Here is a 12,845-nt window from a genome sequence, read left to right as displayed (position 1 = left end):
CGCTGATGCAGATTCTCCAACGACAGCTTCGCGTCCTTCAGGAAGATCTGCCGATCCGCCCAGTACCGCACCCGCGTACCCGTACGAGCCTTGGGCGTCCTGGCGGTCTTGCGCAGGCCGCTGGCCGGCGTGAAGTCCGCCGTGGGGCCCTCGCCGGCGAAGACACCGGGGGTGCCCCGGCGAAAGCTGACGGCGTGTGTGTGGCCGTGTCGGTCGACTTCCACGTCCAGCCGGTGGGCCAGGGCGTTGACCACGGAGGCGCCGACGCCGTGCAGACCGCCGGAGGCCGCGTATGAACCACCGCCGAACTTTCCGCCCGCGTGCAGCTTGGTGTAGGCGACCTCGACGCCCGAAAGACCCGAGCGCGGCTCGGTGTCGACGGGAATGCCGCGGCCGTTGTCCCGGACCTCCACGGACGCGTCGCCGTGCAGGATGACCTCGATGTGGTCGCAGTACCCGCCCAGGGCCTCGTCGACGGAGTTGTCGATGATCTCCCAGAGGCAGTGCATCAGGCCCCGGCTGTCCGTCGACCCGATGTACATGCCCGGACGCTTGCGGACGGCCTCCAAGCCCTCAAGGACCATCAAGTGGCGTGCCGTGTAGTTGGATCCGCCGGTGTCGGGCCCGGCCAGGGCGGCTGCGGACGGGGAGTGGCGGGACGCGCTCATGCGGGTGTTCCTCCGATGCGGCGACGGCGGATTTCGACGAACAGGAGATTCGTCGGAGGGGAGATTCGACGGACGGGGGTCTCGTCGGACAGAGGCTTCCGCGGAGGAAGCTTCGGCGGGCAGAAGCGATATGAGTGGTGTTCCGAATACGGCAGACCAAACCTCGCACGACTCCGGGGTCAGATGTCCAGGAAACGAACGTCCTTGGCGTTGCGCTGGATGAACGAGCGGCGGGCCTCGACGTCCTCGCCCATGAGAACGGAGAAGAGGTCGTCGGCGACGGCCGCGTCGTCCAGGCTCACTTGCCCGAGGACGCGGTGGTCGACGTCCATGGTGGTGACGCGCAGTTCCTCGGCGTTCATTTCGCCCAGGCCCTTGAATCGCTGGATGGAGTCGTCCTTGATGCGCCGCCCCTGGCTGCGGCCCTGTTCGACGAGGGCGTCGCGTTCCCGGTCGGAGAAGGCGTACTCGGCGTGCTCCCGGCTCCACTTGACCTTGTAGAGGGGCGGCCGGGAGAGATAGACGTGACCGTGCTCGATCAGGGGACGCATGAAGCGGAACAGGAACGTCAGGAGCAGCGTGTTGATGTGCTGCCCGTCGACGTCGGCGTCCGCCATCAGGATGATCTTGTGATAGCGGAGCTTGGTGAGGTCGAAGTCCTCGTGCACTCCGGTACCGAAGGCCGAGATCAGGGCCTGGATCTCCTGGTTGTGCAGGATCTTGTCGATGCGCGCCTTCTCGACGTTCAGGATCTTGCCGCGGATCGGGAGGATCGCCTGGAATGCGGGATTGCGGCCCGCCTTGGCCGAGCCACCGGCCGAATCGCCCTCGACGATGAAGATCTCGGACCTGCCCGGGTCCTTGGACTGGCAGTCGGAGAGCTTGCCCGGCAGGGCCGTCGACTCCAGCAGACCCTTGCGGCGGGTCAGGTCCCGGGCCTTGCGCGCGGCCACCCGCGCCGTGGCCGCCTGAATGCCCTTGCGGATGACGTCCGCGGCCTCGTTCGGGTTCCGGTCGAACCAGTCCGACAGCTGTTCGTGCACGATCTTCTGCACGAACGTGCGCGCCTCGGTGTTGCCGAGCTTGGTCTTGGTCTGGCCCTCGAACTGGGGCTCACCCAGCTTCACCGAGATGATCGCCGTCAGGCCCTCGCGGATGTCCTCGCCGGAGAGGTTGTCGTCCTTGTCCCGCAGGAGCCTGCGTTCGCGGGCGTACCGGTTGACGGTCGTCGTCAGCGCGGTACGGAAACCCTCTTCGTGCGTGCCGCCCTCGTGGGTGTGGATGGTGTTGGCATAGGAGTAGACGCTGTCGGTGAACTGGCTGTTCCACTGCATGGCCACCTCGACCGACAGCAGGCGCTCGGCATCCTCGACGGCGAAGTCGATGACGGTGGGATGGACCGGTTCGCCCTTGCGGGCGTTGAGATGCGTGACGAAGTCGCTGATACCGCCGTCGTAGCGGTAGGACACGGTCTTCGCTCGCTGCTCCTCGGCGGTGTCCGAGCCGGCCTCGTCCGCGGTCGCGGTGGCCCGCGCCCCGGGCCGCTCGTCGGTGAGGGTGAGCGTCAGTCCCCTGTTGAGGAACGCCATCTCCCGCAGGCGGCGGGACAGGGTCTCGAACGAGTAGTCGGTGGTTTCGAAGATGGACCCGTCGGCCCAGAAAGTGATCGACGTACCCGTTCGCGCGGTGACATCGTGCCGGGAGAGTGGAGCCACCGGCACGCCGGCCTCGTACTCCTGGGTCCAGCGGTGCCCATCCGTCCAGATCTCCACCGACAACCGCGTGGCCAGGGCGTTCACCACCGAAAGGCCCACACCGTGCAGTCCGCCGGAGACGGCGTAACCGCCGCCGCCGAACTTGCCGCCCGCGTGCAGGACGGTGAGCACCAGTTCCACCGCGGGCTTCTTCTCCACGGGGTGCATGCCCACCGGGATGCCACGGCCGTTGTCGACGACCCGCACCCCGCCGTCCACGAGGATCGTCACGTCGATCCGGTCCGCCACCCCGGCCAGGGCCTCGTCCACCGAGTTGTCGACGATTTCCTGCACCAGATGGTGCAGCCCCTTCTCCCCTGTGGACCCGATGTACATGCCCGGGCGCTTGCGGACCGCGTCGAGACCGTCCAGGACGGTGATGGCGGTCGCGTCGTACGACGGTTCGCCACCGGAACCCGGCACGGTGGACAGTGCGATGGAGATACCAGCCTCGGTCACGGAAGCTCCTTTTTCGGGCATGACGAGCAGCGCCCTCGGCACGGCAGCCGAAAACGCCAGATCACTGACGGGGAGGTCGCCTCGCGGGCACGACGAAGTCACCCCACGCGGGCGGAACCGGCCTCGGGACTCCGGGCCGGAACATCTCCAAGAGTACCGTCCGCGCCATCGCACACCAGGGCGCCAAGAGCCCTGAGTGGCCCTCTGGCGCCCGCGCACGGGCACTTGCTACTCCCCCTACCGCTATGCAGGCATCAGGCCGCCAGGAGGGCACCTAGGGGGCTTGGGGTGGGCGAACAGATCGATCAGGGACACAGAACTTCACCGGCCGTCCGGGCCGGTGTCGACCGCGCCAGGTCAGTGGGCGCCGGCGCCGTACTCGGCATGTGCGACGACGCGGGCGTCGCCCCGTCCCTCCGGAGGAGGTGGTGCGGGAAAGGTGCCCCGGCGCGCCTCCGCCCGGAGCCGGTCCATCAGCTCGCTGAATTCCTCGTCCGTCATCGCGACCACCTCGCATCGGCTTCACAGGTGATTCGTCGCCGACGGGTCCGGGGATGGGGCGTGACCGCGTCGTATGCGACGCGGATTGAGGGGTACTCGATGAGCAGGAGCCGAAAGGGGGAGCAACGACGCGTCGTGGACCCCGGAAATGAGAAGGGGGCGAGGACAACGGGATCGTATTACGACACCGAGCCCTGCCCCGTCTGCGGGTGCCACACCGACGGCCTCTCCAATCGATTCATCTGTACATCCTGTGACGCCGTGTGGACTTCCGGGAACCCCGATTCCATCGTCTTCGCCGGACCTGTCGCACTGCTGAATGGCTTTCCTCTCTCCACCACATTGCCCCGGAGCACCTGACGGGCCCATCCGGCGACGCGTCATGGGACGACGGTGCCCCCAGGAGCGATGAGGCCCCGCCTTGCGCCGCAGGTCGGCATCACAACGCGTTGCGGGAAAGACCACCTACCCGGCCTCCGCTTCTGGCACTGTTGATTCATGGCGGCACGTCGTTCCGGCGACACCGTCCGCAGGTGACAGGCACGCGGGCGTCCGCCACCCCGAACCGCGACGGCTGTGCTGGTCATCACTGGCTGAACAGGCATGGACAGCAGGGGCAGCAGTACTAAAAAGGGGCGTCGTGCGATGCGTTCGGAAGGTGGCCACCGCGAGCCGTCGGCGCGAGCCGGGACCGATGTGTTCGCCGCCGACGTCGAGGTCGGGCGGGATCTCGCGTCGGTGGACTGGGCCGCGACACCGCTCGGCCCGCCCGAGAGCTGGTCGCAGAGCCTGCGGGCCGCGGTCAACATCATGCTGTCGTCCCGGTTCCCCATGTGGATGGCGTGGGGCGAGGAGCTGACGTTCTTCTGCAACGCGGCGTACCGGCGCGACACCCTCGGCGGCAAGTACCCCTGGGCGCTGGGCAGACCGGCCCGGGAGGTGTGGGCGGAGATCTGGGGTGACATCGGCCCCCGGATCGACACCGTCCTGACCACCGGCCGGGCGACGTGGGACGAGGGCCTGCTGCTCTTCCTGGAGCGCTCCGGATTCCCCGAGGAGACGTACCACACCTTCTCCTACAGCCCGTTGCGCGACGACGAAGGCGCGGTCGTCGGCATGCTGTGCGTCGTCAGCGAGGACACCGACCGCGTCATCGGAGAGCGCCGGATGGCGACGCTGCGGGACCTCGGCTCCGATCCGAGCGTGGTCCGCACCGAGCAGGAGATGCTGACGTTCACGGACCGTCAGCTGAGCCGGAACCTCAAGGACCTCCCCTTCACGCTCACTTACCTCTTCGCGGGCGACGGCACCGCCCGACTGGCCGGCGTCTCCGGCCTCCCCGAGGGCCATCCGGCCGCACCGGCCACGGTCGACGGCGCCGACCCCGGGGCGCTGTGGCCCGTCGCACCCCTGGCGCGGGGCGAACAGACCCGCGTCAACCTGGAGGCCGTGCCCGAGCCGCCCCCAGGGGACTGGACGGAACCGCCCCGTGAGGCACTGGTCGTGCCGCTGCTGCGGCAGGGCAGCGCGCCGTACGGCTTCCTGGTCGCGTGCATGAACCGCTACCGGCCGCTCGACGAGAGCTACCGCGGATTCATCGAACTGACGGCAGGGCACATCGCGGCCGGCATCTCCAGCGCCCGCAGCTACGAGACCCAGCAGCGCAGGGCGGAGGCGCTCGCCGAACTGGACCGGGCCAAGACCGCCTTCTTCTCCAACATCAGCCACGAGTTCCGCACGCCCCTCACCCTGATCATGGGCCCCCTGGACGAGCTGCGCGGCCGGGCGGCGGACAGCGACCCGCGGATGCGCGAGGAGCTCGAGGTCGTCCACCGCAACGCGCTGCGGCTCAGCAAGCTGGTCAACACCCTGCTGGACTTCTCCCGCATCGAGGCGGGCCGTATGCAGGCCGTATTCGAACCCGTCGACCTGGCCACCGTCACCGCGCAGCTGGCCAGCGTGTTCCGTTCGGCCGTGGACAGGGCGGGCCTCACCTTCGACGTCGACTGCGCGCCGCTCCCCGAGCCGGTCCTCCTCGACCGCGACATGTGGGAGAAGGTGATCCTCAACCTGCTCAGCAACGCGCTGAAGTTCACCTTCACCGGCTCCATCCGTGTCGCCGTGCGCGTCGACGGGACGCACGCGCTGGTCACGGTCGAGGACACCGGCGTCGGCGTCCCCGCCGACGAGATACCGCGACTGTTCGAGCGCTTCCACCGCATCCCGAACACCCGCGCGCGGTCCAACGAGGGCAGCGGCATCGGCCTGGCCCTCGTGCAGGAGCTGGTCACCCTGCACAGCGGCACGATCACCGCGCACAGCACCGAGGGCGACGGCACGCGCTTCACGATCCGGCTGCCCTTCGGCAGTGGCCACCTGCCCACGACGGCGATCGCTCCCGGGGGCGACAACCGTACGGGAGTGACCTCGGCCGATCCGTACGTACAAGAGGCGCTGCGCTGGCTGCCCTCCGAGCCCGCCGACTTCACCACGGGCCTCGCCGCGGCCACGGCCGAGGGGATGTTCCAGGCGCCGGGAGCCACCGCGCCCCCCTCGGCGCGGGTACTGATCGCCGACGACAACGCCGACATGCGGGAGTACATGAGCCGTCTCCTGACGGGCGCCGGATACCGGGTCGACGCCGTCAGCGACGGACGGGCGGCGCTGGACGCCGTTCGCACCGACGCCCCCGACCTCGTCATCAGCGACGTCATGATGCCCCGCCTGGACGGCCTCTCACTGGTCCGCGTGTTGCGGGAGGACTCCCGCACGGCCTCGGTGCCGGTCCTGCTGCTGTCGGCGCGGGCCGGGCAGGAGGCGTCCATCGAGGGCCTGCAGGCCGGCGCGGACGACTACCTGGTCAAGCCGTTCGCCGCCGCCGAGCTGCTCGCCAGGGCCCGGGCGAACGTCGAGCTGGCGCGGCTGCGCGGCCATCACGCGCGGTGGCGGACCGCGCTGGTGGACTCGTTGCAGGAGGCGTTCTTCGTCTGCGACCAGGACGGGGCGGTCATCGAGATCAACGCCGCCTTCGCGGACCTGCTCGGCTACGGACCCGAAGGCCTGCCGTACGCGCCGGTCCACCCCTGGTGGGCGGCGGACACCACCCCCGACTCCGACGGGCCGGCCGGCGACCCGTTCAGATCGATGCGCGGCGGCGGCAAGGGGTCCCGCACCGTGCCCGTCACCCACCGGGACGGGCACCGGCTGTGGGCGACCGTCACCTACGCCCAGGCCCAGGACCCCGACACCGGACGCAGGGTCACCGTCGGCACCCTGCGCGACGTCACCGCCGAGCACTACGCCATCCAGCGGGAGAGCGCCCTCGCCTCGCTCAGCACCCGCCTCTCCCGGGCCACGAGCCTGTCCGAAACGCTGGCGGGCGCGCTCGACGAACTGCGGGCCCTGTGGCAGGCGCGCGGTGTCCTCGCGGCCGTCTTCGACCGGCCTGAGGAGCCCACCCTCACCGCCACCGAAGCGGTGACCTGGCACGAGCTGCCCGAGCAACGCCGGGACGCGATCCACGCCCTGCGCCGACGCCCCGCCCTCATCCCGGTTCCCGGGGACGCCGGAGCCGGCGTCGTCCTGGAGCACCCCCAGGGGCCGATGGTCGTCTGGATCGACCTCGGCGACCGCCCCTTCACCGAGGAGGACCAGCTGCTGCTCTCCCTGCTCGCGGGACATCTGGCCCAGGGGCTGACCCGGGCCCATCAGATCGATCAGCAGCGCGAGACCGCGATCGCCCTGCAGCGCGCGATCCTCGGCCCGTCCCGGCTGCCGGAGGGGTTCGCCGTCCGCTACGAGCCCGCCACCCGTCCCCTGGAGGTCGGCGGCGACTGGTACGACACGCTCACCCTGCCCGACGGCCGCATCGGCATCGTCGTCGGCGACTGCGTGGGGCACGGCCTCACCGCGGCCACCGTCATGGGGCAGCTGCGCAGTGCCTGCCGGGCCCTGCTGCTGCAGGACGCGAGCCCCGCGGGCACGTTGATGGCGCTCGACCACTTCGCCGCCGACCTGCCCGGCGCCATGTGCACCACCGTTTTCTGCGGGGTACTCGATCCCGACACAGGGCGGCTCGTGTACTCGACCGCAGGGCATCCACCGGGCATCCTCGCGGATCCCGACGGCACCTCGCGCCAGCTGGACGGGGCGCGCTCGCTGCCGCTCGCCGTCCGGCCCGGCAGGAGCCGCCCCGAGGCGGAGTGCACCCTGCCCGCGCGAGCGACCCTGATGCTGTACACCGACGGGCTCGTCGAACGGCGCGGCGTAAGGCTGAGCGACGGCATCGACGAGGCGGGCGAGGTCGTACGGAGCCGACGGCACCTCCCGGTCGAAGAGCTCGCCACACAAGTCCTTGGCCGACTGACACCGGCGGACGGCTACGACGACGACGTCGCGCTGCTGCTCTACCGCCACCCCAGTCCGCTGACCCTGGCCTTCCCCGCGGAGTCCTCCCAGCTCGCGCCCGTGCGACACGCCCTGCGCACCTGGCTGCACCGGTGCGAGATCCCCATGACCACCAGCCAGAACATCCTGATCGCCGCCGGGGAGGCGTGCGCGAACGCCATCGAGCACGGCCACCGCAACGCCCCGGGCGACGTCATCCGTCTGCGGGCCGAGGTCTTTCTGGAGGACATGCGCCTGACCGTCATCGACTCCGGTCAGTGGCGCACACCGCAGCCCGAGGCCAGCATGCACCGCGGCCGAGGGATCATGCTGATGCGCGCACTCATGCAGCAAGTCACCATCACCCCCGGCGTTTCCGGAACCGTCGTCGACATGCGCGCGAGGATTTCGCTATGACCACCCATCTGCTCCTCTCCGCGAGCCGCCTCCCGGACGGCACCCACCGGCTGACGGCGGCGGGTGAGATCGACATGACCAATGCCGGCACCCTCGACGAAGCGATCGTGGCCGTGTCCGGCCGTGTCGTCGTCGACCTCACGTCCGTCGGCTATCTCGACAGCGCGGGCCTGAACGTCCTGTTCGCGCACGCCGAGCGCCTGGACCTGATCGTCCCCGACCTCCTCACCTCGCTGATCCAGGTCTCCGGGCTGGGCGAACTGGCCACGGTGCGCGGCCCCGACGGGGCCTCCTCACCATTGGACTGACCGCCGGGACGGCGTCCCCACCACGCTCCGTGGCGCTCCGTTTCGAAGCCGCCGGCGAAGGTCCGTACCTGATGACGAAGATCATCCACGAGTCAACGGGCCGTTATGGGGGCCGCGTTCGGAAGGCCTGCGGCCCGGTGGGCGGGCGTGCCAGTATGGCGGGGCGTGGGGGTGAATCGCCGGTGGGTCCGGTCGGCACACCCGGCGCCGTGCTGGGTGGCGACAGTATGGAGTGCGGGTGAGCACAGCGAGGTTCCGGGAGCGGCCGATCCAGGAGGTGGGCCACGGCCACCACTTGTGTCTGCTGTTCGACGACGACGTCGTGCGACAGCGGCTCATCGGTGCGTATCTCTCGGCGGGTCTCGACCGCGGCGAGCAGGTGACGTACTTCGCGGAGCGGCGGCCCGTGCCGGAGGTGCTCGCCTGGCTCGAGAGGGCCGGCGTACCGGCGAACGCGGCCGCGGAGCGCGGTCAGTTGACCGTGGCCAACACCAGGGACGGCTATCTGACGGCCGGCCGGTTCGACCCGGACGCCACGGTGGAGCGGCTGCACCACGAGGTGCGCACCGCGCTGGCGACCGGCTTCTCCGGGCTGCGGGTCAGCGGCGAGATGGGGTGGGCGCTGGGTGACGAGACGGGCGTGGCGCACCTGGAGGAGTACGAGACGAAGGTGAACGCGGTGTTCGCCGGGCAGCGGGCCTCGGCCGTCTGTCAGTACGACGCCCGCCGGTTCACCCCCGAGCAGATGAAGCGGCTCGACCACCACCACCCCAACGTGGTGGGGCTCGAGCCGTTCCACACCACACCGACCCTGAGTCTCGTACCGGAGTTCCGTGCCGGGCAGCCCTGTCTGCGTGTCGAGGGCGAGATCGACTACCACACCACGGATGCCCTCGCGCTGGCCCTGGAGTCCGTCGCACGGCGGTCCGGGGACGTGTGGGTGGACATGAGCCGGCTGGAGTTCATCGACCTCGCCGGCATGCGCACGCTGGCGCGGGCGGCCGAGAACCTCGCGCCGGGCCGGCGCCTGCACGTCGTGGAGCTGGCGCCGACGCTGTGCGAGGTGATCCGGGTGATCGGCTGGGAGGTCGGCACGGCCCTGACGGTGCGTCCGCCGGGTGCGGACGTGTGACGCGTCGACCGGATACGAGCCGTGCCTGCGGTCAGCCGGGTTCGGCGAGCCGGAACAGGTCTCACAGGCGGATGCTGGGAGGCAGACCGCGCCGACGGGCGGGGTCGCCACGAGCCACGAGCACGAGGAGGCGGGCGCCATGAGCGGACACGCGGGCAAGGTGATCTGCGACATCACGGTCTCGGCCGACGGGTACGCGGCCGGGCTCGACCAGAGCGAGGAACGCCCCTTCGGGGACGACGGCGGCGACGGCTCGGGCGGCAGGCTGCACGCCTGGATGTTCGACACGCCCGAGGAGAACCGGGCCGAGATCGACCGGCTGGCCGCCGCCGGGGCCTTCATCATGGGGCGCAACATGTTCGGCCCGGTGCGCGGCGCGTGGGATCGCGAGTGGAACGGCTGGTGGGGCGACGATCCGCCGTTCCACGCCCCGGTCTTCGTCCTCACCCACCACGCGCGCGAGCCACAGCCGATGGACGGCGGCACCACGTACCACTTCGTCACCGACGGAATCGCCTCGGCGCTGGACCGGGCACGTGCGGCGGCCGGTGCCGGCGATGTCGCGGTGCACGGCGGCGCGAGCACCGTCAACCAGTACCTCGCCGCCGGCCTGGTCGACGAGCTGCGGCTGCACATCGTGCCGTTCACGCTCGGCGCGGGGACGCGGCTGTTCGAGGGCGTTCCGCCACTGGGGCTTGAGCAGGTGTCGTCGCGGGGCGCGAGCCTGGTCACGCACGTGACCTACCGCGTGACGGCCTGAGCGGTGGCCGTCGGCCGTGTCCCTGGCCTGCGGTGTCCCGAGCACCCGGCGCCGGATGAAATCATCGGGGCATGTCTGACCTGATCATTGCCGCCTGCGACGGAGCGGCCAAGAAGAACCCTGGGCCCGCGGCCTGGGCCTGGGTGGTCGCCGACGCCGACGGCACCCCGCAGCGCTGGGAGGCCGGTCCCCTCGGCCACTCCACGAACAACGTGGCCGAGTTGTCCGCGCTGGCCGAGCTGCTGGAGTCGACCGACCCCGCGGTGCCGCTCGAGGTGCGGATGGACAGTCAGTACGCGATGAACGCGGTCACCAAGTGGATCGCCTCCTGGAAGCGCAACGGGTGGCAGACCGCGGCGAAGAAGCCGGTCGCCAACAAGGAGCTCGTCGTACGCATCGACGCGCTGCTGCAGGGCCGTGCGGTGACGTTCCGGCACGTGGCCGCACACCAGGTGGACGGCGATCACCTCAACGCGATCGCCGATGTCGCGGCCAGCGACGCGGCGACGAGCCAGCAGCCCGCGGGCACGGCCCACGGCGCGCGGGACATCCCCGAACCGCGTGCGGAGCGTATGACCGGCTCCGCCACGAGCCGCGCCCCCAAGAAGGCCGCGGGCCGCGCGAAGGGCTCCGCCTCGGGCGCCGTCATCAAGGCCAAGTTCCCCGGCCGGTGCCACTGCCAGAAGCCGTACGCCGCCGGGGAGAAGATCGCCAAGAACGCGAACGGCTGGGGCCACCCCGACTGTCGGGACACTGCCGGCGCGTGACGCCGCGGGAGCTCGCGGGTGCGTCTATGCGTCTCCGCGAGCTTTTGGCCGGTTGCCGCTACGCGGGCGTGGAGGGCGATCCGGTGCCCGGCCAGTCGGCGCAGGGCATCACCTGGAAACCCCGGCTGGGGAAGACGGTGTCCATGAAGAAGTCGTGCATGGCTTCGTCGCTGTCGGCGCAGCCGTCGCGCAGCACGGTCACGCCGTAGTCGCGGTCTGCCGCGTCGTAGCAGGTCGCGGCCACCATGGCGCTGGTCGCGACGCCGGCGACGACGAGGTCGCCGACGCCGTGCGCGCGGAGCACGAGGTCGAGGTCGGTGCCGGCGAACGCGCTGGCGCGCCGCTTCAGCACCACCACGTCCTCGTCGGCGACCGGCAGGGCGACCTCGGTTCCGGCTGATCCCTCGTGAAAGGTGTCCCCGGATTCGTAGAACGTCTTCATCATCGCGTTGCCCGGCGGCACGTCGGTCCCGTTGGCCCGGAAGGCGAAGCGCACGAACACGACCAGGGCGCCGGCCGTGCGGGCGCGCGGAATCAGTTCGGTGAGCGGCGGCACCACGCGCCTGGTGAACGGATAGGTGCCCGTTATCCCGTGCTGGATGTCGCCGACGATCAGTGCGGTGGTCATACGAGGCTCCCGTCCGGCATTGCCGTCCCGCACCCCGTGATCAGCGGGGCGGCCACTCCGGTGGCCTCGATCATACGATGGTCAACAGGGCCCCGGTGGAGCTCAGTCGACCAGCAGGACGAGCTTCCCGCGCACACGGCCGTGCTCGCTCACGTCGTGGGCCTCGGCGACATCGGCGAGCGGGAAGGCCCGCGCGACCGGCAGCGCGAAGCCTCCGGACTCGACGAGCCCGCCGATCTCGCCGAGCACGTGGACCGCGCGCCCGGCGTCCCCGCGGCTGAAGCGCACCCCGTGTTCCTCCGCTCCGGCGAAGTCGGCGACCGTGATGACGTGGTCGGCGCCGCCGGAGAGTTCGATGAGCTCGGGCAGTACACCGCTGCCCGCGACGTCGAGCGCCAGGTCCACGCCGTCGGGAGCGAGGGCGCGGACCCGGCCCGCGAGACCCTTGCCGTAGGCGACGGGGGCCGCTCCCAGCGAGCGGAGGTAGTCGTGGTTCACGGGGCTGGCCGTGCCGATCACGTGGGCGCCACGCGCCACGGCGAGCTGGGCCGCCGCGCTGCCGACGCTCCCGGAGGCTCCGTTGACCAGGAGCGTGCTGCCGCGTGTGACGCCGAGTTGGTCGAGGGCGCGCGTGGCCGTCTCGATGGCCGCAGGCAGGGCGGCGGCGCCCGCGAAGTCGAGCGACCTCGGGATCGGCGCGTAGTGGGCGAGCACGGCCAGCTCGGCCTGGGCTCCCTCCTCGGCGGTGAAGCCGAACACGCGGTCGCCGACGGCCACGTCCCTGACGTCCTCGCCGAGCTCGTCGACGATGCCCGCCGCCTCGTGACCCAGCGACTGCGGGAGCCCCTCCTCCATCAAGCCCTGGCGCTTTTTCCAGTCGCTCGGGTTGACGCCGGCCGCGCGTACCGCGATCCGGACCTGCCCCGGCCCCGGATGCGGGTCGGGGACATCCGCGAGCCGCAGGACCTCCGGGCCGCCGAACCGGTCGAAACGGACTGCCTTCATCTCTGTCTCCACTCGGGGCTCGGGGCCTCGCGCGTGCTCCGCGCACGCCCGCACGTGATG

10 protein-coding genes are annotated in these 12,845 nt (G+C 70.7%); 5 read left to right on the top strand and 5 right to left on the bottom strand.

All coding sequences use genetic code 11. The features are described from left to right. The 3 genes from ACZ592_RS39240 to ACZ592_RS39230 all read right to left on the bottom strand — a co-directional run. The coding region (locus ACZ592_RS39240; RefSeq protein ID WP_471586551.1) for an ATP-binding protein at positions 1 to 668 on the bottom strand (668 nt) is incomplete at its 3' end. A 179-nt stretch (positions 669 to 847) separates the two neighbouring features. After that, entirely contained in the window at positions 848 to 2,902 is a 2,055-nt protein-coding gene (gene gyrB / locus ACZ592_RS39235; RefSeq protein WP_471586550.1) for a DNA topoisomerase (ATP-hydrolyzing) subunit B, read from the bottom strand. A gap of 336 nt (positions 2,903 to 3,238) precedes the next feature. Beyond that, complete coding sequence (locus tag ACZ592_RS39230; RefSeq protein WP_471586549.1) at positions 3,239 to 3,382, bottom strand: hypothetical protein; 144 nt, start codon at positions 3,380 to 3,382, stop codon at positions 3,239 to 3,241. 645 nt (positions 3,383 to 4,027) lie between these two features. Here ACZ592_RS39230 and ACZ592_RS39225 point away from each other — a divergent pair. The 5 genes from ACZ592_RS39225 to ACZ592_RS39205 all read left to right on the top strand — a co-directional run bounded on the left by ACZ592_RS39225 (position 4,028) and on the right by ACZ592_RS39205 (position 11,152). Beyond that, positions 4,028 to 8,185: a SpoIIE family protein phosphatase gene (locus tag ACZ592_RS39225; RefSeq protein WP_471586548.1), complete on the top strand. Its 4,158-nt coding sequence runs from the start codon at positions 4,028 to 4,030 to the stop codon at positions 8,183 to 8,185. Further along, the gene (locus tag ACZ592_RS39220; RefSeq protein ID WP_471586547.1) at positions 8,182 to 8,493 is read left to right on the top strand and encodes an STAS domain-containing protein; all 312 of its coding nucleotides are present in this window, start codon (positions 8,182 to 8,184) and stop codon (positions 8,491 to 8,493) included. Before ACZ592_RS39225 ends, ACZ592_RS39220 begins: the two co-directional genes overlap by 4 nt. Positions 8,494 to 8,731: 238 nt before the next feature. Beyond that, positions 8,732 to 9,625 (top strand): MEDS domain-containing protein, encoded by an 894-nt coding sequence (locus tag ACZ592_RS39215; protein WP_471586546.1) that lies wholly within the window; start codon positions 8,732 to 8,734, stop codon positions 9,623 to 9,625. A gap of 139 nt (positions 9,626 to 9,764) precedes the next feature. Further along, positions 9,765 to 10,385, top strand: coding sequence for a dihydrofolate reductase family protein (locus tag ACZ592_RS39210; protein ID WP_471586545.1), 621 nt, complete (start codon positions 9,765 to 9,767; stop codon positions 10,383 to 10,385). Between the two features lie 71 nt (positions 10,386 to 10,456). Beyond that, positions 10,457 to 11,152, top strand: coding sequence for a ribonuclease H family protein (locus ACZ592_RS39205; RefSeq protein WP_471586544.1), 696 nt, complete (start codon positions 10,457 to 10,459; stop codon positions 11,150 to 11,152). Between the two features lie 58 nt (positions 11,153 to 11,210). Here ACZ592_RS39205 and ACZ592_RS39200 read toward each other — a convergent pair whose 3' ends face one another. Then, positions 11,211 to 11,780 carry a cysteine hydrolase family protein gene (locus ACZ592_RS39200; protein ID WP_471586543.1) on the bottom strand — a complete coding sequence of 190 codons (570 nt, stop codon included), beginning with the start codon at positions 11,778 to 11,780 and terminating at the stop codon, positions 11,211 to 11,213. 102 nt (positions 11,781 to 11,882) lie between these two features. Beyond that, complete coding sequence (locus ACZ592_RS39195) at positions 11,883 to 12,785, bottom strand: NADP-dependent oxidoreductase (protein WP_471586542.1); 903 nt, start codon at positions 12,783 to 12,785, stop codon at positions 11,883 to 11,885. Positions 12,786 to 12,845 lie beyond the last annotated feature (60 nt).

Source organism: Streptomyces sp. NPDC040622, from assembly GCF_055593965.1.
This window is presented reverse-complemented; position numbering and strand designations above follow the sequence as displayed.

What these genes read in the sequence shown, in the direction of transcription:
- ACZ592_RS39230 (WP_471586549.1), bottom strand. Translation starts at nt 3,382, where the DNA reads ATGACGGACGAGGAATTCAGCGAGCTGATGGACCGGCTCCGGGCGGAG.
- ACZ592_RS39200 (WP_471586543.1), bottom strand. Translation starts at nt 11,780, where the DNA reads ATGACCACCGCACTGATCGTCGGCGACATCCAGCACGGGATAACGGGC.
- ACZ592_RS39210 (WP_471586545.1), top strand. Translation starts at nt 9,765, where the DNA reads ATGAGCGGACACGCGGGCAAGGTGATCTGCGACATCACGGTCTCGGCC.
- ACZ592_RS39220 (WP_471586547.1), top strand. Translation starts at nt 8,182, where the DNA reads ATGACCACCCATCTGCTCCTCTCCGCGAGCCGCCTCCCGGACGGCACC.
- ACZ592_RS39205 (WP_471586544.1), top strand. Translation starts at nt 10,457, where the DNA reads ATGTCTGACCTGATCATTGCCGCCTGCGACGGAGCGGCCAAGAAGAAC.
- ACZ592_RS39195 (WP_471586542.1), bottom strand. Translation starts at nt 12,785, where the DNA reads ATGAAGGCAGTCCGTTTCGACCGGTTCGGCGGCCCGGAGGTCCTGCGG.
- gyrB (WP_471586550.1), bottom strand. Translation starts at nt 2,902, where the DNA reads ATGCCCGAAAAAGGAGCTTCCGTGACCGAGGCTGGTATCTCCATCGCA.
- ACZ592_RS39225 (WP_471586548.1), top strand. Translation starts at nt 4,028, where the DNA reads ATGCGTTCGGAAGGTGGCCACCGCGAGCCGTCGGCGCGAGCCGGGACC.